The 22,186-nt window shown below is 73.4% G+C and carries 17 protein-coding genes and 1 pseudogene; 8 read left to right on the top strand and 10 right to left on the bottom strand.

Going from position 1 to position 22,186, the window contains the following annotated elements; all coding sequences use genetic code 11:
* The first annotated feature begins 236 nt into the window (after positions 1 to 236).
* The 5 genes from GPA10_RS10265 to GPA10_RS10245 all read left to right on the top strand — a co-directional run bounded on the left by GPA10_RS10265 (position 237) and on the right by GPA10_RS10245 (position 6,124).
* Positions 237 to 1,562, top strand: a complete 1,326-nt coding sequence (locus GPA10_RS10265; protein WP_246258970.1) for a beta-ketoacyl-[acyl-carrier-protein] synthase family protein — start codon at positions 237 to 239, stop codon at positions 1,560 to 1,562.
* 91 nt (positions 1,563 to 1,653) lie between these two features.
* Entirely contained in the window at positions 1,654 to 2,598 is a 945-nt protein-coding gene (locus GPA10_RS10260; RefSeq protein WP_157165182.1) for a DUF6206 family protein, read from the top strand.
* Positions 2,599 to 2,602: 4 nt separating this feature from the next.
* Positions 2,603 to 3,364, top strand: a complete 762-nt coding sequence (locus GPA10_RS10255; protein WP_157165181.1) for a 4'-phosphopantetheinyl transferase family protein — start codon at positions 2,603 to 2,605, stop codon at positions 3,362 to 3,364.
* Between the two features lie 38 nt (positions 3,365 to 3,402).
* Positions 3,403 to 5,028, top strand: a complete 1,626-nt coding sequence (locus tag GPA10_RS10250; protein ID WP_157165180.1) for a hypothetical protein — start codon at positions 3,403 to 3,405, stop codon at positions 5,026 to 5,028.
* A 418-nt stretch (positions 5,029 to 5,446) separates the two neighbouring features.
* On the top strand, positions 5,447 to 6,124 hold the full coding sequence (locus tag GPA10_RS10245) for a response regulator transcription factor (protein ID WP_157165179.1): 678 nt from the start codon (positions 5,447 to 5,449) through the stop codon (positions 6,122 to 6,124).
* 88 nt (positions 6,125 to 6,212) lie between these two features.
* On the opposite strand, the gene GPA10_RS10240 is transcribed toward GPA10_RS10245, so the two are convergent.
* The 4 genes from GPA10_RS10240 to GPA10_RS10225 all read right to left on the bottom strand — a co-directional run bounded on the left by GPA10_RS10240 (position 6,213) and on the right by GPA10_RS10225 (position 11,870).
* A complete protein-coding gene (locus GPA10_RS10240) occupies positions 6,213 to 6,569 on the bottom strand; it encodes a RedY protein (protein ID WP_157165178.1) in 357 nt (118 codons plus the stop codon).
* Between the two features lie 16 nt (positions 6,570 to 6,585).
* Complete coding sequence (gene redW / locus GPA10_RS10235; protein WP_246258969.1) at positions 6,586 to 7,848, bottom strand: L-prolyl-[peptidyl-carrier protein] dehydrogenase; 1,263 nt, start codon at positions 7,846 to 7,848, stop codon at positions 6,586 to 6,588.
* A 5-nt stretch (positions 7,849 to 7,853) separates the two neighbouring features.
* A complete protein-coding gene (locus GPA10_RS10230) occupies positions 7,854 to 10,769 on the bottom strand; it encodes a polyketide synthase (protein ID WP_343040618.1) in 2,916 nt (971 codons plus the stop codon).
* Between the two features lie 315 nt (positions 10,770 to 11,084).
* The gene (locus tag GPA10_RS10225) at positions 11,085 to 11,870 is read right to left on the bottom strand and encodes an AfsR/SARP family transcriptional regulator (RefSeq protein ID WP_058847283.1); all 786 of its coding nucleotides are present in this window, start codon (positions 11,868 to 11,870) and stop codon (positions 11,085 to 11,087) included.
* 371 nt (positions 11,871 to 12,241) lie between these two features.
* On the opposite strand from GPA10_RS10225, the gene GPA10_RS10220 reads away from it, so the two are divergent.
* From GPA10_RS10220 to GPA10_RS10210, 3 genes are read left to right on the top strand one after another with little or no spacing between them, the layout of a single operon-like run.
* A complete protein-coding gene (locus GPA10_RS10220) occupies positions 12,242 to 12,982 on the top strand; it encodes a TetR/AcrR family transcriptional regulator (RefSeq protein WP_241844928.1) in 741 nt (246 codons plus the stop codon).
* Entirely contained in the window at positions 12,979 to 13,629 is a 651-nt protein-coding gene (locus GPA10_RS10215; protein ID WP_157165177.1) for an ABC transporter ATP-binding protein, read from the top strand. Before GPA10_RS10220 ends, GPA10_RS10215 begins: the two co-directional genes overlap by 4 nt.
* On the top strand, positions 13,616 to 14,440 hold the full coding sequence (locus GPA10_RS10210; protein WP_058847281.1) for a hypothetical protein: 825 nt from the start codon (positions 13,616 to 13,618) through the stop codon (positions 14,438 to 14,440). Before GPA10_RS10215 ends, GPA10_RS10210 begins: the two co-directional genes overlap by 14 nt.
* Before the next feature lie 27 nt (positions 14,441 to 14,467).
* On the opposite strand, the gene GPA10_RS10205 is transcribed toward GPA10_RS10210, so the two are convergent.
* From GPA10_RS10205 to GPA10_RS10180, 6 genes and pseudogenes are all read right to left on the bottom strand, one after another.
* The gene (locus GPA10_RS10205) at positions 14,468 to 15,979 is read right to left on the bottom strand and encodes a cysteine desulfurase (RefSeq protein ID WP_157165176.1); all 1,512 of its coding nucleotides are present in this window, start codon (positions 15,977 to 15,979) and stop codon (positions 14,468 to 14,470) included.
* Positions 15,966 to 17,369 carry a family 2B encapsulin nanocompartment shell protein gene (locus GPA10_RS10200; RefSeq protein WP_343040614.1) on the bottom strand — a complete coding sequence of 468 codons (1,404 nt, stop codon included), beginning with the start codon at positions 17,367 to 17,369 and terminating at the stop codon, positions 15,966 to 15,968. The genes GPA10_RS10205 and GPA10_RS10200 overlap by 14 nt, the downstream gene beginning before the upstream one ends.
* 259 nt (positions 17,370 to 17,628) lie before the next feature.
* Positions 17,629 to 18,729 carry a mechanosensitive ion channel family protein gene (locus tag GPA10_RS10195; protein WP_157165175.1) on the bottom strand — a complete coding sequence of 367 codons (1,101 nt, stop codon included), beginning with the start codon at positions 18,727 to 18,729 and terminating at the stop codon, positions 17,629 to 17,631.
* Between the two features lie 204 nt (positions 18,730 to 18,933).
* The gene (locus GPA10_RS10190; protein WP_343040613.1) at positions 18,934 to 19,833 is read right to left on the bottom strand and encodes a hypothetical protein; all 900 of its coding nucleotides are present in this window, start codon (positions 19,831 to 19,833) and stop codon (positions 18,934 to 18,936) included.
* Positions 19,830 to 20,860, bottom strand: a pseudogene (locus tag GPA10_RS10185) (SPFH domain-containing protein). Before GPA10_RS10185 ends, GPA10_RS10190 begins: the two are co-directional and overlap by 4 nt.
* Before the next feature lie 402 nt (positions 20,861 to 21,262).
* Positions 21,263 to 22,075 (bottom strand): SAM-dependent methyltransferase, encoded by an 813-nt coding sequence (locus GPA10_RS10180; protein ID WP_157165174.1) that lies wholly within the window; start codon positions 22,073 to 22,075, stop codon positions 21,263 to 21,265.
* Between the last annotated feature and the right edge of the window lie 111 nt (positions 22,076 to 22,186).

Below are 22,186 nucleotides of genomic sequence, written 5' to 3'. Positions count from 1 at the left end.
CATCGTCCCCTGGTGGGGGTGCCCCGGGGTCTTCGGGCGGGGATGTGGCGTCGGCTGCGTTGGCGGCCGCGGTGCCGTCTCCTGGCGGAGAGACGGCATCGCCCCCCGGCGGGCGCGCCCCGCAGCCCACCGGCACGCACGCGGCACCGCCCCCCGCAAAGGACGTGCCACCGCCCGCCGGCGAGGTCACGGCGCCGCCCCCCGGCGAGCACCCCCCACCGCCCCCTGGCGAGCACATGCCACCGCCCGCCGGCGAGGTCACGGAGCCGCCCCCCGGCAAGAACCCCCCACCGCCCCCCGGCGAGCAAGTAGTACCGCCCGGCGTCGGCGTCGGCGCGTTCGGTGTCGGTGCCGTCGTCGTCACCGGGCTCGGTCTGGTCACCGCCGCGGGCATCGGGGTGGACGCCACCTGGGCCGGGGTGTGCGCGGGCCGTTCCGCCGCGGTGACCGATCCGGGGCTGGAGGGGCTCCCCGTCGACATCTCCTGCACCGTGCCGGGCTTCTCCGCCCGTGCGCACGTCGGGCGGCGCAGCTCCCTGACCCACGACCGGTTCATCCAGCTGTCGGTGGCCGCCGCGCGCGAGGCCGTCGCGGACAGCGGACTGGATCCGCGTACGTGGGACGGGGCCCGCGTGGGCGTCGTCGTGGGCTGCGGCCTCGGCGGGGTCGCGACCTGGGAGACCCAGCACCGCCGCATGCTCGACGAGGGACCGCAGGCGGTCTCGGCCCTCCTGATCCCCATGCTCGTACCGAACATGGTCGCCGGACACCTCGCCATGGACCTGGGCGCCACCGGACCGAACCTGGTGACCGCCACGGCCTGCGCGTCCGGCGCCACCGCCATCGGCACGGCGCTCGCCCTGCTGCGCGACGGCAGTTGCGACGTGGTGGTCGCGGGCGGCGGCGAGGCCGGCGTCACCCCGCTGATGGTGACCGGCTTCGCCCAGATGGGCGCCCTGTCGCGGCGGACCGGCGAACCGGCAGCCGCGTCCCGCCCCTTCGACCGCGACCGCGACGGATTCGTCATCGGCGAGGGCAGCGGCATGCTCGTCCTGGAGCGGGCGGCCGACGCCCGCGCGCGGGGCGCCACCGTACGGGCCCGCATCGCCGGGTACGGCGCCTCGGCCGACGCCCATCACATGACGGCCCCCGACCCGCAGGGCGCCGGGGTGCTCCTGGCGCTGCGGACGGCGCTCGCGCGAGCGGGCGTCATGCCGGACGAGGTCGACCACGTGAACGCGCACGGCACGTCCACCCCCCTCAACGACGCGGCCGAGGCCGCGGTCCTGCGCAAGTTCCTCGGCACCGGCCCCGCGGTCACCTCCACCAAGGGCGTGCTCGGGCACACCCTGGGCGCGGCGGGCGCGATCGAGGCGGCGCTCACCGTCCTCGCCGTACAGCACGGCACGGTGCCGCCGACCGCCAACCTGTGCCACCAGGACCCCGACGTCGAACTGGACATCGTCGCCGGCGCCCCGCGCGAGCGGCCGCTGCACACCGCCGTCAGCAACTCCTTCGGCTTCGGGGGCCAGAACGCCGTGCTCGTGGTGACCGCGGCGTGAGCGCCGGCACCGAGCCTTCGACCCCCCACCGGAGCGAACCCCACCGCAGCGAACCCCACCGCAGCGCCCCGCGCCGAGAGTGAGGCACCCCATGACCTTCCCGGTCCCGCACACCGCTCTGGCGCGCCTGGAGACACAGGTCCAGGACGCCCTGCGCGCCCCCGACGACCGCACCCGCGGCCCGAACGGCACCCCTGGCGCCCCTGGCGCCCACGGCCCCCACGGCTCCCTTGACGTGCTGGGCTACGGCGAGATCACCCTCGTCCTGCGGCTGCGCACCCCGGAGGGTTCCTTCGCCTGCAAGCGGCTGCCCGCCTTCCCCGACGCGGACCGCTTCGCGCGCTACCGCCGCTCCCTCGACGCGTATCTGCACAGCCTGGCCGAGCGCGGCCTGACCGTGGCCCCCACACAGGTGTGGCACACCCGCGGGCCCGGTGGGCGCGTCATCGCCTACTGCGTACAGCGCGAACTCCCGCCGGAGCGCCTGTGCTCCCGGCTCCTGCACACCCAGGACGAGACCTGGGCGAAGAACTTCTTCGCCCGCTTCCTCGACGCCGTCGACGCCGCCGTGCACCCCGGGCTCGGCCTCGACGCGCAGGCCTCCAACTGGATCGACGCGGACGGCGAGCTGACCTACCTGGACGTCACCACACCGCTGATGCGCGACGCCCGCGGCCGTGAACTCCTCGACGTGCGCCTCTTCTTCACCTCGCTGCCGTGGATCCTGCGCGACGCCGTACGCCTGTCCATGGCCGCGTCCATCTTCGACAAGTTCTACGAGACGCGCGGCGTGCTGCTCGACTTCCTCGGCAACCTCCACAAGGAACGCCTCGGCGCGCTGGTCCCCGCGTTCCTCGAACAGGCCAACGCCCGCGTGGCGAAGCCGCTCACCACCGACGAGGTCGCCGCGTACTACCGGGCCGACGCCCGGATGTGGGAGCTGATCCAACGGCTGCGCGCCGCCGACCGGTTCTGGCACCGCGCCGTGCGCCGCAAGCCCTACCCCTTCCTCCTCCCGCCCCCGGTGGACCGCTGACCCCATGGCCCTCCTCGCGCGTACCGCGGCACCCCGTCCCGACGACGGCGTGACCCTCGACCCCGCCCGCCCGCTGCGCGTCACCCACGTCCGCGGCCCCCTGACGCTGGCCGTCGTGTCCATCGCCTGGATGCGGTCCCTCGGCGACGAGGACCGCGCGGCCCTCCAGGCCAGGCACCTGTCCGCCGACGAGGCGGCCCGCGCCGCCGAACTCCCCGTGCCCAAGCGGCGCGTGGAGTGGACGGCCGGGCGCCTCGCCCTCAAGTACGGTGTCAGCGCGTATCTGCGCCGCCACGACGGCGTGCACGTACGCACCCGGGACGTGCGCGTGGACGCGGTGCCCCGGGGCATCCGGGCGGGCAAGCCGATGGTGAACGCGCCGGTGCAGGTCGGCCTCACCCACTCCGGCGACCTGGCCGTGGCCGCCTGCGGCCCCCGTACGCTCGGCATAGACCTGGAACGCACCCGGCAGGTGCCCCGGGCGCTCGCCGAGCTGCTGACCCCGACCGCACCCGGCTGCCCCCTGCTCGCCACCATGCCGCTGTCGCTGCGCTGGGCCTGCAAGGAGGCCGTGCTCAAGCACTTCGGCTTCGGCCTGCGCGTCGACACCCGGGAGGTCGAACTCACCGCCTGGCGTGCCGACGGCCGCTTCTCCTGGCGCCCTGGCCCCGGGCTGCGCCGCTACGCCCCCACCGCGAACGCCGCCCGCCTGGACAGCTGGGCCAGAGAGGTGGACGGCTACTCCCTCGCTCTTATGTGGAGTTAGAGGAGACGAGGAAACGAGGAGAAGAGGAGAACACGACGATGCCCACGGAACGGACCTCTCATACCGACGCCCACCCCGCCCACCCCGACCGCCCTGCTCACCCCGGCGCGGCACGTCCGGCTGCCTCGGCTGTCACTCCCGCCACGGCCGGACCCGTCCCCTTCGCCGACGCCCTCGACGTGGCCGCCCGGATCGCCGTACTCAGCCCCTCGTCCCACAACTGCCAGCCCTGGGCGCTCGCGTGGGCACGCGGCAGCGCGTCGCGGGCGGTGGCGGCGCGACTGCTGGCGGGGCCAGGTGGCGAACCGGCTGTCGGCGGCGGACCGGCTCCCGGCGGCGAGGACGGTGACGGAACGTGTGAGTACCTCGTCCTCGGGCTCGACCGTGACCGCAGCCTCCGCTCCCTGCCCGCCCACGCCGTCGAGATGCTCCTCAGCTGCGGCCTGTACGGGCAGCTCCTGCTGCGGGCCCTGGACGCGCAGGGCTGGACCGCGGACGCGCTGCGCTTCGCCGCGGGACCGGCGGAGGGCGACCCCGCCCCCGGCATGGAGCTGCCGGGCACCGCCTGGCCCCGCGCCTGGGCGGCCCTGTGCGTGGCGCGGCTGCGCCCGACGGCACGGACGGCGACCGGGACGGCGGCATGGACGGGGACCGGGACGGCGGCACGTACAGGGACCGGGACGGCGGCATGGACGGCGACCGGGACGGCGGCACGTACGGGGACCGGACCGGCGGCACGGACGCCGACCGGACCGGCGGAGCGTACCGGTGAGCCCGCCGGAAAGCCCGCCGGAAAGCCCATCGGCGAGCTCACCGGCCAGCCCCCGGGCGAGCCGACCGGCCAGCCCCCGGGCGAGCCGGCCGGCGAACTGGCCGCCCTGCGCGCCACCGCCAGAGCGCGCCGCACCAACCGGGCGCCCTACCGCCCCCACCCCGTACGCCCCGCTCTCCTCGACGGCCTGACGACCCCGTCGGGGTGCGGCGCGGCCCGCGGCGCCGAGGTCGGCGTACGGCATCTGACCTCCGAAGCCGACCGCGCGGCGTTCGCGGATCTCGTGGCGCGGTACGGGGGTCGCGACTTCAGCCACCGCGCGGCCTGGCGCGAGACCCACGCCTACCTGCGGCCCACCGCTGCGGCGGCGGCCGCGCGCGGTGACGGGTTCGCCCTCGACCAGCTCTTCGGGCCGCTGCCGTGGCCGCGCAGGCAGGCCCTGCGCGTGGCACTCGCCCCGGCGACGATGCGCCTGCTCGGCCGTGCGGGCTACGACCGGCTGCTGGCCCGCAGGCTCGCCGACGTCGTACGGCCCACCCCCGCCGTCGTCGCGATGAGCTTCACCCGGCGCACACCGACGGCCGGCGGGGCCCCGACGACCCAGGGCGCGCCGACGACCGGAAGGACGCCGGCGCCCGAGGACACGCCCACACTCGCGGACGCCGTCAAGGGCGGAGCGCGACTGGCCGATTACTGGCTGTGCGCGACGCGCGCCGGACTCGCCCTGCATCCTGTGAGCGTCGTACTCCAGCACGACGACGTGCGCGCCGCCCTCCAGTCGCGTCTCGGTATTCCTGGGCGTGCCTTCTTCGTGAGCCGCGTGGGGTGGCCGACCGCCGAGTTCCCGAGCTCCCCGAGGCGACCCGCGGGCGCCTCCATACGGACGATCTGACTTTCGTCCCGCGCCGTTTCGAGCCATTCTTGTGCTTCTTCCAATAATCCTCGCCCCAAGGCCAGTTGCGCCCACATACTGTTGCAGTGCGGACGGAATATCCCGCACTCGCGCGTCTGCCCCGATACGTCGGCAGAGTGAAGGAGGGGCAGTGTAAATCGCAGATTCGAAGCAGATTCGAACATGCGACGGACTCGTTTACGGGCAGCAGCGACAAGGGGTACCGAAGGCGCATGGTCGTGTCATTCCACAGGGGGCGGCGAGATGAGGAACTGCTGCAAGGAGCACCTTCCGAAAGTCACCGTCGCACCGGTGCGGCCGGCCTGCTCGGGCATGCTGCCGTGACGGGAGACGCGGTCCGGCGCTGCCGGCGCGGCGGCGGGACGCCGTCGACCGGGATGCGGTGAGGCGGCGACCCATGAAGATCCGCGTCCTGGTGTGCTGCGATGAGTCGATCATGTCCGCGGCGATGCGTGCGCTGCTCGATCAGCAGCCGGACATCGAGGTCACGGGCTTTGCCACCGGCCGCGAATCCGCCGCGGCCGTCGCCGAGATGGCACCCCACGTCATGATCGTGGTGGCCCCCGCGCTCGGCCTGGACGACAAGCGCGAGCTCGCCGAGCTCGCCTCCCGCACGAAGATCGTCCTCATCGCCAAGGCCGAGTCCGCGCACCGCTCCGTCGAGGCCCTGTGCATCGGCGTCCGAGCGGTCCTCGCCCCGGACTCCTCGGCGGACGACCTGATCCACGTGCTCCGCACGGTGAGCGCGGGCGCCACCATGGTGATGCCCGCCGCCGCCCGGCGCAGCCTGCAGCGGCTGCCCGAGCGGCCGGGGTGGACGAGCCGTACCGCGCAGATGGCGGCGGAGCTCACGCCGCGCGAGTCCGAGGTGATCGTGCTGCTCGCGCAGGGCAAGTCGAATGCGGAAGTCGCCGAGGAACTGTCGGTGTCACTCGCGACCGTGCGATCCCATGTCCACCATGTGCTCCGCAAGATGGGTGTGAGCACACGCGCCCAGGCAGTCGCCATTGCCTATGAAACAGGATTAATGGCGGCCATTGGGCGGACCACGGAATTCCGCGGTCAAGAAGGGTGAACGGAAGTGCCCACGATCGGGGCGCCTCAACATATTCTCCGCGAGTTTCCCGGACCGGTGCGACCGCCCGGTTTTTCGGTTCGCAACATCAGTGGGACCGGTATCCGGAACCCACTCGGTCTCCGGTCGACTCGGCCACCACCACGGCCATCTTCTCGAAATCGGCGACCAGTCGACGGAATGGCTCGCTTTGCATATCGCGTTCGAAGGCCTCCCGGCCGGTCACCTCGATGATCTCGAAGTACTCGCCGGGCGCCGCGGCCTCGGCGGCGGGCACGCGCAGCACCGTGAACGCCACGACGCCCGGCAGTCGCGGGCAGGTCGCGTAGTCGACGTCCCGGACCCAGGACTCGAAGCGCTCCGGCGTCACGCCCTCGCGCAGACGGATGCGGTGCACGATGACGGTCGAGGCGGCGGAGCTGTGCTCGGGGGCGCTGGAGGACATGGTGGGTGACATCCCGTCAGTCAGTCGGTCGGTGAGTCGGTCGGTGAGTCGGTCGGTGGGGCGGTCGGGGGTCGGTGGCGCGGCCGGGCGTGGCGGCGGCGCGGCGGCGCGGCGTTCGGCGGCTGCCACCGAGGCCGAGCGCGCGGGCGATGTTGTTCTTCTGGATCTCGTTGGTCCCGGAGAAGATGCGGGAGGGCAGCGCGTCCCGCAGCAACGTCTCGGCGTCACCGCCGGTCAGGACGCCGAGCGCGCCCCTCAGCTGGACGGCGTCGAGCCCGATCCGCACGGCCGCCTCGCTCACGGCGAGCTTGGCGAGGGCGGGCGCGACCTCGTCCTCGCTGCCCCCGGCGAGCCCTCGCGCCGCCTTGTCCAGGAGCAGCCGCGCCGACTCCAGGGCGAGCACCATGTCGACGACGCGGTGGCTCACGGCCTGGAAGGTCCCGATGGGCGCGCCGAACTGCTCGCGCTCGCGCACATGCTCGACGGTGGACTCCACGACCCGCCGCATCGCGCCCAGATACGCCGCGAACAGACAGGTGCGCTCCCACTTCATCGACCCGGCGAAGACACCGGCCCCCGCGCCCTCGGCGCCGATGACGTGGTCCGCGGGCACCACGCACCCGTCGAGCCGCACATCCGCCGTCGGTGAGCCGCGAAGACCCACCTTGTCGTACGGGGGCCCGACCGTGAGCCCCGGCGTGTCGGCCTCGACGCAGAACGCCGTGAGCCCGAAGAAGCCCCCGCCGGGTGTCGTCACCGCCTGCACCACGAAGACGTCCGCCACGGGGGCGTTCGTCGTGAACGCCTTGGCGCCGTCGAGGACGTAGTGGTCGCCCTGGCGCACCGCCCGTGTCCGCAGGGCGAGCGTGTCCGAACCGGCTTCGGGCTCCGTGATGCCGTGCGCGGCGATCCGCTCGCCCGAGCAGAGCGCGGGCAGCCAGCGCTGCTTCTGCTCCTCGGTGCCGAACTCCACGATCGGCATCACCGCGGCGAACAGGTGCGCGGCGACGGAGAACGCGAACCCGGTGTCGGGCGTGCCGTGGCCGAGGGCCTCCAGGACGGCCGTCGCCGCCACGGCGTCCAGACCGCTGCCGCCGTAGCGCTCCGGTACGACACTGCCGACGAGGCCCTGTCTGCCCGCGAGCAGCCAGCGCCGCCGGAACTCCGCGTGGTCCGTCGGCTGCGGCGGTTCGCCGAGCTCGCGCCGGGCGAACTGCTCCACCGCGCGGCACATCTCCCGCGTCTCGGCCTCGGCCGTGGTGTCGTGGATGAGGCTCATCGCGGTCAGGCCCTCTCTTCCCGGACGTCGTAGTGGTCGTAGCGGTCGTAGCGGTCGTAGCGGTCGTAGTGGTCGTCCCGGTCGTAGTGGTCCTCGCGGTGCTCCTCGACGAGGACGTGGTAGTTGATGCCGCCGGTGCCGAAGGAGCTGACGGCCGCGCGCCGCGGCCGGCCGGGCGGCCGGGTCCACGGTGCGGCCCTGGTGAGGATCTCGGCGGGGATCGCGGCGAGACCGAGGGCCGGATTGAGCGTGTGCAGCGCGGTGTTGGGTGGCAGCGTCGCCGCGCGCAGGGCGAGCAGGGTGCGCAGCAGTCCGGCGCTGCCCGCCGCCGCGAAGGTGTGGCCGAAAAACGACTTCGCAGAGCCGATGCGCAGGGGTTCGGCTCGCGGCCCGCCCGCGTAGAGACGGGCCGCCGCCGCGATCTCGACGCGGTCGCCGACCTTGGTGCCGGTGCCGTGCGCTTCCAGGTAGTCGACGGTGCAGGGCTCGAAGTCGACCTGGGCGAAGGCGCGTTGCATGGCACGCACCTGCCCGTCGACGTCCGGTGCGATGAGTGACTTGGCGTCGTTGGACGCGCCCACGGCCCGGATCACACCGTGCACCGGGTCGCCGTCGCGCACCGCGTCGTCGTACCGCTTGAGGAGGAAGAGGCCGCAGCCGTCACCCGGTGTGAACCCGTCCGCCGCCGCGTCGAACGGGGCGTTCGTGCTGTGCGAGAGCAGTCCCAGCGCCGAGCACAGCACCATGTCCCGTACGGAGCAGGCGAGTTCGACGCCGCCCGCGACGGCGTAGTCCGCGGTGCCCGAGCGCAGCTCGCCGACGGCGATGTCGAGTGCGGCGAGCGAGGACGCGCAGGCGGCCTCCACGGCGAGCGGCACCGCGTCGAGCCCGTACTCGTTGGCGAGCAGCGCGGCGACACCGCTGGCCAGGCAGCCGTCGAGGAGTGCGGGGGCGAGCGCGTCGCTGTCCCCGCCCCGGTCCGCCCCGGTGGCCGGGCCGCTCGGGCCGGTCCGTTCCCGCAGCCGCTCCAGGAGCTTCTTGCGTTGCAGTGCCGACAGGCCCGCGAGTGCCGCGAGCCCGGTGACCGTGTCGTCGAGGCCGCTCAGGAAGAGGCCGGTGTGGGCGCGCCGTTCCCGTGCGGGACCGAGCGTGCCGCCGACGGCGACGACGCCGCGCCCGGTGGGCCGCCCCCGTGTGCCCCACGGCGCGAACAGCTCCGCGGCGACGGTGAGCGCGAGGCGCTGCGCGTCGTCGAGCACCGCGTACCGCGGCGGCAGCACCGCCGGGTCCTCCGGCGCCTCGGCGGGCACCGGCACGTGGCCGCCCCGGTCGGTGTAGGTGTGGGTGAGGCTGAGGGCACCGGGGGAGTGGTACAGGTCCCGGTCGAGGACGCTGTCCGGCACGGGGGCGATGCGGGTGCGGCCCGACTGGACGACGCGCCAGAACCCGGCCGCGTTCTCGGCCCCCGCGAAGCGCCCGCCGAGCCCGACCACCGCGACGGGCACGGCACGCCGGGGGCGCCACGGCAGGGCACGCCCGGCACGGCCCGGCGCCGGGGCCCTGCCCGCGGGGCCCGTCGGCGCGGCACCGGGCCGCCCCGGCGGTACGACAGGGGGTTCCTCCAGCACCAGATGGCAGAACGTCCCGGTGAGCGAAGCCCCGTGGATCACGGCCCGCCGCGGCACCCCGGCCCGCACGCCCGCCGTCCAGGGCACGCCCGTACACGCACCGGCGGACACGGCACAGGCCCCCTCCGGACCCGGATACCTCCGGGCGTGCAGCGCGGACGCGACCTTGACCAGAGCGGCGAGGCCCGCGTGCGCGAAGGCACGACCGTCACCGGCACCCCGCACGACCCCGCCGACCGGACGGCCGCCGCCCACGGGAGCACCTCCGGCGTCCACGCCGGACCCGATCGCGGACTCCACCGCCTCCACGTACTGCACGCTGTCCGCGTCGACGCCCGCCGCCCGCAGCGAGTCGTCCGCCGTGCGCCGTCGCAGCGCGGCGGAGCGCGAGGGCCGGAAGCAGCCGGGGCGCGGATCGTGGCGGAGCGTGCAGTCGAGGATCGTGGCGTAGACGCGGTCCCCGTCGCGCACGGCGTCCGAGAGCCGCTTGAGGAGGACGGCACCGACGCCTTCGGTGAGCGGAAGAGCGGGCGTTCCCACGGCGCCCGGGGGCCTCTCGGCGCCGGGCGGCCCGCCGCCGGGTGGCCTCACGGCGCCGGGCCGCCGCGAAGTGCCGAAGACGGGCTCCCCGTGCAGCTTGGCGGCCAGCGCCCGCGCCACGTACGGGCTTTCGCGGCGCTGCCCCGCGAGTACCAGGGCCGCGTCCGACACCTCCGTACGCAGCTGCCGCACCGCCTGCGCGAGGGCCACGAACGAGGTGGCCTCCGCCGATTCCACGGCGAGGGTGCGGCCGCGCAGCTTGAAGGCCGCGGCGATCCGCGCGGGGATGGTGCTCGCCATCTCGCCGACCCGGTCGTGCGGCGATCCGCCGAGCCGGCGCGCGAGGGTCCCGCGCAGTTCGTCCGCGGCGCGTGCCGCGCTGTCGGGGTCCGCGCCCGCGGCGGTCGCGGCGCGCTCCACCTCGCGTGCGTACCGGGGCAGTTCGACGCGCAGGGCGTTGGCGTGCTGCCGGTCGAGGGCGAAGCACAGGCCGGTCAGGACGTCGGTGCGCTCGGCGGGCAGCGGCCGGTCCGGGTGGCCCGCGTCGGCGAGGCACCGGCGGGCCGCCTCCAGCATGAGGAGCTGCATCCGGTTCATGGACCTCGCCTGGAGCGGCGGGATGCCGAACCGGGCGACGTCGACCACGACGTCGTCGAGGGCTCCCGGATCGAGTGCGGCGATCCCGACGATCGCGACGGGTTCCCCTGGCCGCGCGGGCCCGGCCCGGCGCGCTTGCGGATCGGACGTCGTCACGGGGCTGCTCCTGCGGTCGTCGGCGGGTTCGCGCTCTTGCGCTTCCCTTCGTGCGGAGAACGCTCTCCCCTTCGTGCGGAGAACGAGCTCTCCTTCGTGCGGAGAACGAGCTCTCCTTCGTGCGGAGAACGACACGTTCCAGAACAACGCGTTCCAGAACAACACCTCTCAAGCGAAAGAAATGCGTGGAGAGGATGTGGAGAAAATGAGCCGAGAGGTCCGTCCCGGCCCGTCTGCGCGGCGAAATCCACGCCGGTGCGGGACGGAGGATGGTGACACGTGATGCCGGACGGGTTCCGTGGCAGGGGAAATGACTCACGGGGCGGCTGTTGCGGTGGAGAGGGAAAGCGCCGGATCCTGCGAAAGGATTTCCGTGTGCCGCCGTTGCAGCACGATTCCCGGCCGCACCCCCAGCTCCTCGTCGAGGCGCCGCCGCGTCGCGTGGAAGAGTTCCAGGGCGTCCGCCTGCCGCCCCGTCCGGTACAGGGCGAGCATCAGGAGCTCGCAGAAGCGCTCGCGCAGCGGGTGCTGGGCGACCAGGCGGCGCAGCTCCGCCACCGCCCGTGAGGTGTCCTCGACCGCGATCCGGGCGCGGACCAGGTCCTCCCAGGCGGTCAGGCGCCGCTCGTCGAAGAGCGCGGCGGCGCCCCGGCAGCGCAGCCCGTCACCGGCGTCGAGGAGCGCGGGCCCCTGCCAGAGCTCCAGGCCCGCCTGGAGCAGCTCGATCGCGCGCTCGGGGTGCACGGACAGCGCGGCGGCGCCCCGGGTGGCGAGGTCCAGGAAGCGATTGCCGTCGACGCAGGCCGGTGGCACGTCGAGCAGATAGCCGCCGCGCACCGCCCGCAGCACGGTCGTCCCGCGGCGCCCCGGGGGGTGGCGGTCCAGCGCCTTCCGCAGCCGGGTGGCGTGTGCCTGGAGCGCGTTGCGGGTGTTGCCGAGCGGCCGGCCCGCCCAGAGTTCGTCGGCGAGGTCCGCGTGCGAGACCGCCCGGCCCGCGTCGAGCGCCAGCGTGGCCAGCATGGCCCGCACCTTGTTCGACTGAATTCCGTGGTGCTTTCCGTCCGCGGCCACGGAGACGGGCCCCAGGACATTGATGTGCATGACGTTCCCCCGGTGCGGCAATCGACATCACTGGGCAGCAAAGGGCAGCACTCGTCGCTCGGAAAAGAGAGAGAACCGGGCTCCCATGGGTCACTGGATTCCCTCTGTTCGGCTTCAATGATTTTTGCAGTCGGTGCCGCGCCGCGGCCATCGATCACCTGACGGGTTTACATGGCATGTGACCCGATCAATTTCCGGAGAACCCCCTCAACCCTTCGTGGAGAAATACCGGAGCGCGTCTCAACGGACGGTCGAGCGGGGTGTGCTCCAGAGGCGCGGGGGCGCCGGAGCGGCGGGCGCGTGCTCCGTCCCGGACTCCGGCGTTCCGCCCTCCTTGACCGACGGCTAAACGCTTGTTTAGTCTGCTGTACATGCGTTCAATGCCCGATGACCGCACCACGCGGGCGGTCATCAGAGACGAGGCTCTGCGGCTGTTCGCGGCGCAGGGCCCCGAAGCCGTCACCATCCGGCAGATCGCGACCGCGGCGGGGGTCTCGCCCGGTCTGGTCGTGCACCACTTCCGCTCCAAGGACAATCTGCGCCAAGAGGTCGACCAGTACGTCCTCGCCGTCTTCGAAGGCCTGCTGAGCGAGCTGACCGGCGACGGCACGGTCTCGTTCGAGGACGCGGGGGCCGCGACCGGCACTCTGGGCGAGATCTTCCTGGAGCACCTGCCCGTCGGCTCGCCGCTGCCCGGTTATCTGCGCAGGCTGCTGCTCTCCGACACGGACGCGGGCCGCGGCCTGTTCCGCCGGCTGTACGCGGTGAGCCGGGAGACCCTCGACGCCCTCGCCGAGGCGGGCGCGGCGTCGCGCGGCAACGACCCGCAGGTGCGCGCCGCGCTGCTGCTGGTCAACGACCTCTCGGTGTTCCTGCTCCGCGATCAGCTGACCGCGGTCCTCGGCGTCGACCCGCTGTCCGCGGCCGGTCTCGCCCGCCTCGGTCCCGAGCTCCTGAGCATCTACGCGGGCGGCCTCAACGCGGACCCCCCGGCACCCGGGATATCACCGGACGCAGCTTCGGGACCAGCACCGCAACCAGCGCCGGAACAGGCACCGCACCCAGCACCGGAACCAGCACAGGCACCGGAAGCAGTAGGAGGTCAGCCATGACCACAAGGCCACAGCCCGCACTCGCGGCCAGGGACATCCACAAGGCATACGGCAAACACCAGGTCCTGCGGGGCGCGGATCTCACCGTCGAACCGGGGCAGCTGGTCGCCGTGGTCGGTGAGAACGGCTCGGGCAAGTCCACCCTTCTGAAAGCGATCGCCGGCACCCTGTCCGTGGACAGCGGCGAGGTCCGCCTCGGGGGCGAGCTCGGCTACTGCCCGCAGGACCCGGTCCTCAACCTCAACCTCACCGTGGACCAGCACCTTCAGTACTTCGCCGCCGCCCACAAGCTCGACAGCCTGGACCGGGCCGGTGAACTGGTCTCTCTGCTCGGCTACGAGAAGTACCGCGGGACCGCGGCGGGCGAGCTGTCCGGCGGCACCCGGCAGAAGCTCAACCTGACCCTCGCGCTGCTGCACGACCCGGACGTCCTGCTGCTCGACGAGCCCTACCAGGGCTTCGACTGGGAGACATATCTGCGCTTCTGGGACCTGGTCGACCAGCTCCACGAGCGGGACAAGGCCGTCGTCGTCATCACCCACCTGGTCTTCGAGCAGGAGCGGTTCGACGTGCTCGCCGACCTCGTCGAGGGCCGTCTCACGCCGCGTGCGACGGCAGTGAAGGAGCACAGCAATGCCGGCGTCTGAAGCCCTCAGGGGCGCCCCGGGCACGCCGGGCGCCCCCGGCACCCCGCTGTACGGCCAGTTCCCGACCGCGCTCAGGTTCTCCGTGCGGGAGCAGAGCCGCAACCGGCTGGCGGCCCTGCTCCTGGTCCTGTTCGTACCACTCTGGTATCTCCTGATGACCTCCATCGCGGGCGACAAGGACCTGGAGTTCAAGCTCTACTCGACCGGCGAGCTGCTGAGCGTCGACGGCAAGCACGTCACGCTGATCACCGCCGGCATGAACTCCCTGACGATGATCTCCGGCTTCGTCGTCTTCGACGCGGTCCGCAAGGCCCTGAACTTCGACAAGCGGCTGGCCTTCGCCGGGTTCCGCCAGTCCACCCTCATCGGCGCCAAGATGCTCGCCATCGGCATCGTCGCGGGCACGATCGCGCTCTACACCGCCCTCGCCCTGCTGATCTACTGGCGCCCGGGGCTCACCGGCTGGGCGACGATCCTCGCCGGGTTCGTCACGATGACGCTCACCTACGGCTCGCTCGGGCTGCTGCTCGGCGTCCTCGTCAAGAACGACCTGGAGGGCTTCTTCCTGATCATCATGGGCGGGCTCACGGACACGTTCCTGCAGAACCCGCTCGGCAACCCGGCCGCCAACAAGCCGGCGCTCCAGTACTTCCCGTCCTTCGGCCCGATGCAGTTCTCCGTCGGCGGCTCCCTCGGCGACACCGTCATGTGGCGCTATCTCGGGTTCGGTCTGCTCTGGGCCGCGTCCTTCGCCGTCATCGGTCTGATCGTGTTCCACCTCAGGACCCGGAGCCGCCGTCCCACACGCTGACGGCTCCGGGCCCCGCACCGGGGCCGCCTACCCCTCGGCGGCCCCGGCGCCGGGACCGGCCTGTTCGAGACGGCGCAGGGACGCCACCAACTGATCGACCTCGCCCGAGGTGTTGTACAGGGCGAGCGAGGCGCGGGCCGCGGACTCCAGGCCGTAGTGGGCGAGCGCGGGCTGCGCGCAGTGGTGGCCCGCGCGCACCGCGATCCCGTCCTTGTCCAGCCAGTTCGCCACCGACGCCGGATCGTGGCCGGCCATCGTGAACGTGAGGACCGCGATCCGCTCGGCGGCCGACCCGATGACCTCGACCCCCGGCACGGTCGCGAGGGCCGTCTGCGCGTACGACATCAGCGCCCGCTCGTACGCCGCCACGGCCTCCTTGTCGAAGCCGCGCAGCCAGTCGATGGCCGCGAGCAGGCCGACGACGCCCGAGATGTGACCGGTCCCCGCCTCCATCATGTGCGGCATCGGCGCGAACGTCGTCCGCTCGAAGCTCACCGAGTCGATCATGTTGCCGCCGCCCTGCCACGGCCGCATCGCCGCCATGGCCTCCGGCGTCGCGAACAGCGCCCCGATGCCGGTCGGCGCGAACAGCTTGTGCCCGGAGAAGGCGTAGAAGTCCGCGCCGAGGTCCTGTACGTCCACGGGCATGTGGGCCACCGCCTGCGCCCCGTCGACCAGGACCTTCGCGTCGTAGCGGTGCGCCAGGGCGGCCATCTCGCGCACCGGGGGCACCGTGCCGAGCACGTTCGACGCCTGGCTGACCACGACCAGCTGGGTGCGGGCCGAGAGCAGGTCCGCGTAGGCGTCCTGGTCGATCGCGCCGTCCGGGGTGAGCGGCACCGGGACCACCCGGGCGCGGGTCTCGTCCGCCAGCAACTGCCAGGGGACGATGTTCGAGTGGTGCTCCAGGACGGGTACGAGGATCTCGTCGCCGGGGCCGAGGTGCCTGCGGCCCCAGCTCTGCGCCACGAGGTTGATGGCCTCCGTGGTGCCCCGCACGAACATGATCGTGTCCGGTGACGGCGCGCCCAGGAGCTGCGCGACCGCGGCGCGCCCCGCCTCGTACAGCTCCGTCGCCTCGCGCGCCATCGTGTGCGCGCCGCGGTGGATGTTGGAGTTGGCCGCGCTGTAGTACGCGCTCACGGCCTCGATGACCTGGCGCGGCTTCTGCGTGGTCGCGCCGTTGTCGAGCCAGACGAGCGGGTGGCCGTTGACGGTGCGGTGCAGGATCGGGACGTCCTTGCGGGCGGCCTCCGGGGAGAAGCCGCCCGACGGGGTCGCCGCGGGCAGCCCGGCGGCGTCACCGGTCGTCGGCGTCGCGGGCACCGCAGGGGCAGTGGGCGTCGCAGGGACACCGAGCACCGCAGGGGCAGTGGGCACGGACTCCGCGGCCGGTACACCGGGGACCGCGGGGACTTCCGTTACCGCGACGGTCGCGGGGGCGGCCGGTACCGCCGGGGCGGCAGTCTCCGCCGGTACCGGTGCGGGGGGTGGCTGCTCGGGGGACCGCAGCAGCGCGCCGAGGTCAGGAATAGTCATGGTAGTTGTTCACCTCGACGTTCTGGAGCACCGCGATGGCGTCCTCGACGAGCACCGCCGTGTTGAAGTACGCCGTCATCAGGTACGAGGTGATGCCCTTCCTGTCGGTGCCCATGTTCCGCATGGACAGGCCCGGTTCGGCCTCGTCGGCGACCTCGGCGGGGCGCAGGCCGACGACGCCGCGGTCCGCCTCGCCCATCCGCATCAGGAGGATCTCGGTGGTGCCGACGGCCGCCCCCGACCCGTTGGAGCCGGCGCCGTTGCTGAACGGCACCTTGTCGGACGGGAGCAGCGGCACCCCGCGCCAGGTGAGCAGGGGGCTGCCGAACCGGCTGTCGGTCACCGGCGGCACGCCGCGCCGGGTGCACTCGCGGCCGAACGCGGCGATGGCCTTGGGGTGCGCGAGGAAGTAGCTCGGCTGCTTCCACACCTTCGCGAGGAGTTCGTCGAGGTCGTCGGGGGTCGGTGAGCCGGTGCGCGTCTGCACCCGCTGACCGGGGGCGACGCTGTGGAACAGGCCGAACTCGGGGTGGTTGAGGAGCGCCGACTCCTGCCGCTCGCGCAGTGCCTCGATGGTGAGCAGCGCCTGCTGGCGGGTCTGGTCGACGTCGCCGCTGTAGACGTCGTGGACGCGGGTGTGCACGCGCAGGACGGTCTGCGCGAGCGTCATGTGGTACTCGCGGGGCGCGTCCTCGTAGTCGACGTACGTGGCGGGCAGGTCGGGCTCGCCGATGTGCCCGGCGGCGAGGTCCACGGGCACCTCGGAGCCGGGCCGTACGCCGTTGCCGGAGACGTACGCGGTGAGGGAGCTCTGCACCCGCTCGTCACGCCCCGCGAGGGAGGCGAGGGCGCCGCGCTCGGCGCACAGGGCGGTACCGGGCGTCAGGGCCTGCACGCGGTACGGCGAGTTCTGCTCGCGGGTCCAGGCGCCGAGGTCGAAGAACTGGCCGTCGCCGATGACCTCGATGAGCTGTTCCTCGCCGTAGCGTCCGGTCACGCGCTTCTCGGCGCGGCCCTGCACGATGATCCACAGCCGGTCCGCGGGGTCGCCCTCCTGCGCGAGCACCTGCCCCGCCTCGAAGGAGACCTCGGTGAAGGCGTCGGCGAGTTCGGTGAGACAGGACTCGTCGGCGTCGCGCAGATAGGGAAGTTCGCGCAGGTCGCCGGGGACCACGCGGGGCGAGCCGCTGTCCGTGTGCGTGGTGATGCGGTCGTCGCCGAGGACGAACGTACGACGGCGGTTCACGCGGTACACACCGGACTTGAGGTCGACCCAGGGCAGGGCGCGCATCAGATAGCGGGGCGTGGTGCCGCGCATCTGGGGTGCGGTCTTGGTGGCGGTCGCGAGTTGCCGTGCGGCATCCGGAGAGAGCGAAAGGCGATCGGTCACGGGGTCCTCCTCGAAGACGGGCAGGGGCCGATCGTCTTCATGCGGATCCGTGACCACAAGGTGTCAGTTTTCAACTATTTCCGACCGTAGGCCGGAAAAAACCGTACGTCAGGTCGGACGGGGCGGGTGCCGCCCCCCGAGCGGCGGATCCGTGGCCTCTCCCACGATGCCTGCCACATGCCCACACGGCATATGCGGCCGGATTTGCTCCCTTACGGGCTGTTCGCGACCCTCCAAAAAGCCCTTATGGAAAGGGTTTTCAGATCGCCTTCTCGCCGCGCGCCACCGGCTGCGCGGACGCGTCCCGCTGCTGGGGGATCACCACGGGCAGCTCCCCCTGCCGGACCGTCACCGTGCGCGTCGGCGCGGGGACCGGGATGCCCTCGGCGCGGTAGCGGCGGTGCAGCCGCTTGATGAACTCGTGCTTGATCCGGTACTGGTCGCTGAACTCGCCCACCCCCAGGATCACCGTGAAACCGATCCGGGAGTCGCCGAAGGTGTGGAAGCGGATCGCGGCCTCGTGCTCGGGGACGGCCCCGGTGATCTCCGTCATCACCTCGTCGACGACCTCGACGGTGACCTGCTCGACGCGGTCGAGGTCGGCGTCGTACCCGACCCCCGCCTGCACCATGATCGACAGCTCCTGCTCGGGGCGGCTGTAGTTGGTCATGTTGGTGCCGGCGAGCTTGGCGTTCGGGATGATGACGAGGTTGTTGGAGAGGTTGCGCACCACGGTGTTGCGCCAGTTGATGTCGACGACATAGCCCTCCTCGCCGCTGGTCAGCTCGATGTAGTCGCCCGGCTGCACGGTCTTGGCGGCGAGGATGTGCACGCCCGCGAAGAGGTTCGCGAGGGTGTCCTGAAGGGCCAGTGCGACGGCGAGTCCGCCCACCCCGAGCGCGGTGAGCAGCGGCGCTATGGAGACGCCGAGCGTCTGGAGGACGACGAGGAAGCCGATCGCGAGCACGATGACGCGGCTGATGTTGACGAAGATGGTCGCCGACCCGGCCACGCCGGAGCGGGACTGGGCCAGGGACTTGACGAGCCCCGCGACGATCCGGGCCGCGGTGACCGTGGCCGCGAGGATGAGCAGCGCCGACAGGACGAGGTTGACGGTGCGGCCGGTGCGCGGGGTCAGGGGCAGCGCGGCGGCCGCCGCGGCCAGGCCCGCCGCCACCGCCGCGCACGGCACGATGGCCCGCGCCGCGTCGACGATGACGTCGTCCCCGCCCCAACGGGTGCGGCTCGCGCGCTCACCGAGCCAGCGCAGGGTCGTACGCAGCAACAGGGCCGCGGCGAGTCCGGAGAGCACCGCGACACCGGCGATCGTCCAGTCGTGCAGGGTGAGGGCTCGGTCCATCAATACGCTCCCGTGGTAGGCCGGTCCGCTGCCGTGCCCGCCGTCGCGCGCACTCCCGCGCCGGGTGACACGGCCGCCCATCCTGCCCTATCCGCACGAATCCTCCACACCGGGCCCCACCTGCGATCTTCGTACCCGCAACCGGCGTTCGGGGCCTTCGGCGCCCGACCCGGACACCTGGCGGGCACGGGCCCGAGAACCCCCTCAGCCGACCAGGCGCAGCGCGGTCCCCGCCACCCCCACCCGCACGCTCTGCCCCCAGCCGAGGCCCAGCGCGTCCGTCTCCATCCCGTCGCCGAAGGCCACGAGCCGGTCCGACTCCACGGTCAGCCACAGGCGCTGATCCCGGGTCAGTTCCCCGTGCACGAGCGAGGTCCCGGTCGTGGGGGACGCCCAGGCCTCCCGGACGAACCACAGCAGCCGCCCCTCGTGCGGATCCGGCGCGCGCAGCCCGGCCCCGGACTGCCGGCGCAGCGACCCCAGCCAGCCGGTGGCGCCCGCCCCGGTGCCGACGATCACACCGGAGGACGCCTGGGCCTCCGCGCCCCCGGGCGCGGCGCCGGAGCTGATGCGGTACCGGGCGGTCTGGTGCCCCGCGGCGCCGACGTAGATCTCGTTCAGGGCGCGCAGCCGCTGCCCGTCGTCCGTGACGGCCTCCACCATGGTGAGTTCCGTCGCGCCGGACGCGCCCGCCGCCGCGTGCGGCAGGAGCTTCGCCGCGTCGGCGGCCCTGTGCCGCACCAGCACGCCGGGGTTGCGCCCCGGCTCGGCGTCGATGCCGACGACCGGCTGCCCCGTCAGATACTTCGCCGCGTTGGCCACGAGCCCGTCCTGTCCCACCACGACCACCACGTCCTCGGGGCCGAACAGGAAGCGGTCCAGGTCGGCGCGTTCCACCCGGGCGCCGCGCCAGCGCAGCGGTACGGCCGCCGCGACGTCGGTGAGGGCCTGCCGCGCACGCCGGTGCCGCTCGGCCACCTCGTCGATGTCCCGGCCGCGCGTGGAGAGGAAGAACGCGGCCTGCCCGTGCGTGCCGTGCCGGGCGAGCAGTTCCTCGTACTCGGTGGTGCGGTGCACGAGGACGGCCCGCGGGGCGAGCGTCACGACGGCTCGCCCCCGGGCCCGGCGCCGGTACGCTCCCCGTGCCCGAGGCGGGCGAGCAGCCCCGTCAGGACGTCCGGGCTGAGCGTGAGGCTCTCGATGCGCGGGACGTTCTCGGCGAGACGGGTGGCCGCGAGGGCGTGCAGGGTCGCGGGGTCGGCGCTCGTGTGGGCGTCGAGCCAGGAGCGCTGGGCGGCGGCGCGTGCCTCGCCCAGCACGCGCGCCGACTCCGCCTCGGCGCGGGCGAGCGCCACCGTCCGGGCGGCCTCGGCGTCGGTGCGCACGGCGTCCGCCGCCGCCTTCTCCTCGGCCTCCCGCCGCGCGTTGGTGCCTCGCTGCTCCACGAGCCGCTCCTCCTGGCGGGCCAGTTCGATGCGGCTTGCCAGCTCGTTCTCGGCGATGGCGCGCTCGCGCTCGACCGCGACGGCGCGGCGCTCGTACGTCGCGCGGTCCGCGTCCTGCTGGATGCGCTCGCGCGCCGGGGTGCGCAGGGCGCGCTCACCTCGGGCTCGGGCCGGATCGCCACGACGCGCACGGCGACGACCTCGATGCCGGTGGCGGGGAGCCGGGGCTCGGCGGCGAGGCCCGCGACGATCCGCTCGCGCACCGCCGCCACGCCGTCCGCGAGGGCCGCGGCCAGCGGGGTGCGGGCCAGCACGTCCAGGGCGTGCTGCTGCGCGGACTCGGTGAGCAGGGTGGACAGTTGCTCCAGGGGCGCCGCCCGCCAGGCCCCCGTGTCGGGGTCGACGGAGAAGTCGACGCGTTCGGCCGCGCGGGCCGGGTCGCTCACCCGGTACGTCACCGCGGCCTGGACCGTGACGTCCTGGAAGTCGGCGGTGCGCGCGTGGAAGGCGACCGCCAGTTCCCGGTCGTCGACGGGCACTTCGGAGAGCGCCGCGCTCAGCGGCCGGAACCAGAAGCTCAGCCCCGGCCCGTCGTGGGCGAGCCTGCCGTTCCTGTGGTGGCGGATGTGGGCGGTGGGCGCGGAGCGCAGATGGCGCAGTCCCGGGCGCCGGGTGATGTCGGCCATGGTGGAACCCCTCCCGTTTTCGTCACTTGGACGATATGAGGAGCGCCTAGTTATCGTCAAGGCGACCCGAAGGGAGCGCCCTGCCGACCCCGGCGCCTCCCACCGCCACGACGCTCCCCACTGCGCCACCCGTCCGCAACCGTGCTTCCCGCTCTGACTGCTGCCCGGCGGGACGCGGCACGCCGCGCGTGATGCGGCACCGTGCGTGACGGGGTGCCCTGTGCCTGCGGCACCTCGCGCCTGCGGCACCCCGCGCCTGCGGCACCCCGCGCCTGCGGCACCCCGCGCCTGCGGCACCCCGCGCCTGCGGCACCCCGCGCCTGCGGCACCCCGCGCCTGCGGCACCCCGCGCCTGCGGCACCCCGCGCCTGCGGCGCCCCGCGACCCGCGGGGCGCCGCCCCTCACAGCTTCCGCCCCACCCCCGCGTGGAGCGGCACCTCGGTCCCGTCCCGGACCTCGTCGTCCGTGGCCAGTTCCGGCCGCCAGTCCGGGGGCCACACCAGGCCCGGCGCCAGCAGGTCGAAGCCCTCGAAGAAGGCTTCCACCTGTGCGCGTGAGCGCGGGACCAGGGTGACGCCGCCCGCCTTGTACATCTCCACCGCGCGGTCCGTGCGCTCGGGCATCCAGTCGCCCGCCATCTGGGAGAGCACCAGATGGCTTCCCGGCGCCAGCGCGTCGACGAGGTGGCGCACGATCTCCCGTGCGCCGTCCTCGTCGCTGACGAAGTGAAGGAGGGCGACCAGGGAGAGGGCGACCGGGCGGTCGAAGTCGAGGACGGCGGCGGCGCGTTCGAGGACGAGCTCGGGCTCGCGTACGTCGGCCTGCACGAAGGTGCTCGCACCGGCGGGGGTGCCGTGCAGCAGGGGTTCGGCGTGCCGCAGCACGATCGGGTCGTTGTCCACGTAGACGACGCGGGCCTCGGGCGCGACGCCCTGGGCCACGCGGTGCAGGTTCGGCTCGGTGGGGATGCCGCTGCCGAGGTCGAGGAACTGGCGTATCCCCGCCGCGCCCGCGAGATGGCGGGTGGCGCGCCGCATGAACCAGCGGTTGTGCCGGGCGCAGTACTTGGTGCTCCCGTCGAGCGCGTCGAGCTGCCGGCCCAGCTCCGCGTCCGCCGCGAAGTGGTCCGAACCGCCGAGGAACCAGTCGTAGACGCGGGCCGGGTGCGGGGTTCCGGTGTCGAGGTCACCGGCGGCGGGCGGTACTGCGGTCATGGGGCAACTCCTCGGTCGGTACGGCTCGTTCGGGCGACCGGTGCCGGCGGTCCCCCGTGACGAGACGGTACCGACAGCGCCAGCCGACGCCCCGGGGCGGGGTCGCGCGCC

The organism is Streptomyces typhae, from assembly GCF_009755605.1.
In the GTDB taxonomy this organism is placed as follows: Bacteria; Actinomycetota; Actinomycetes; order Streptomycetales; family Streptomycetaceae; genus Streptomyces; species Streptomyces typhae.
This window is presented reverse-complemented; position numbering and strand designations above follow the sequence as displayed.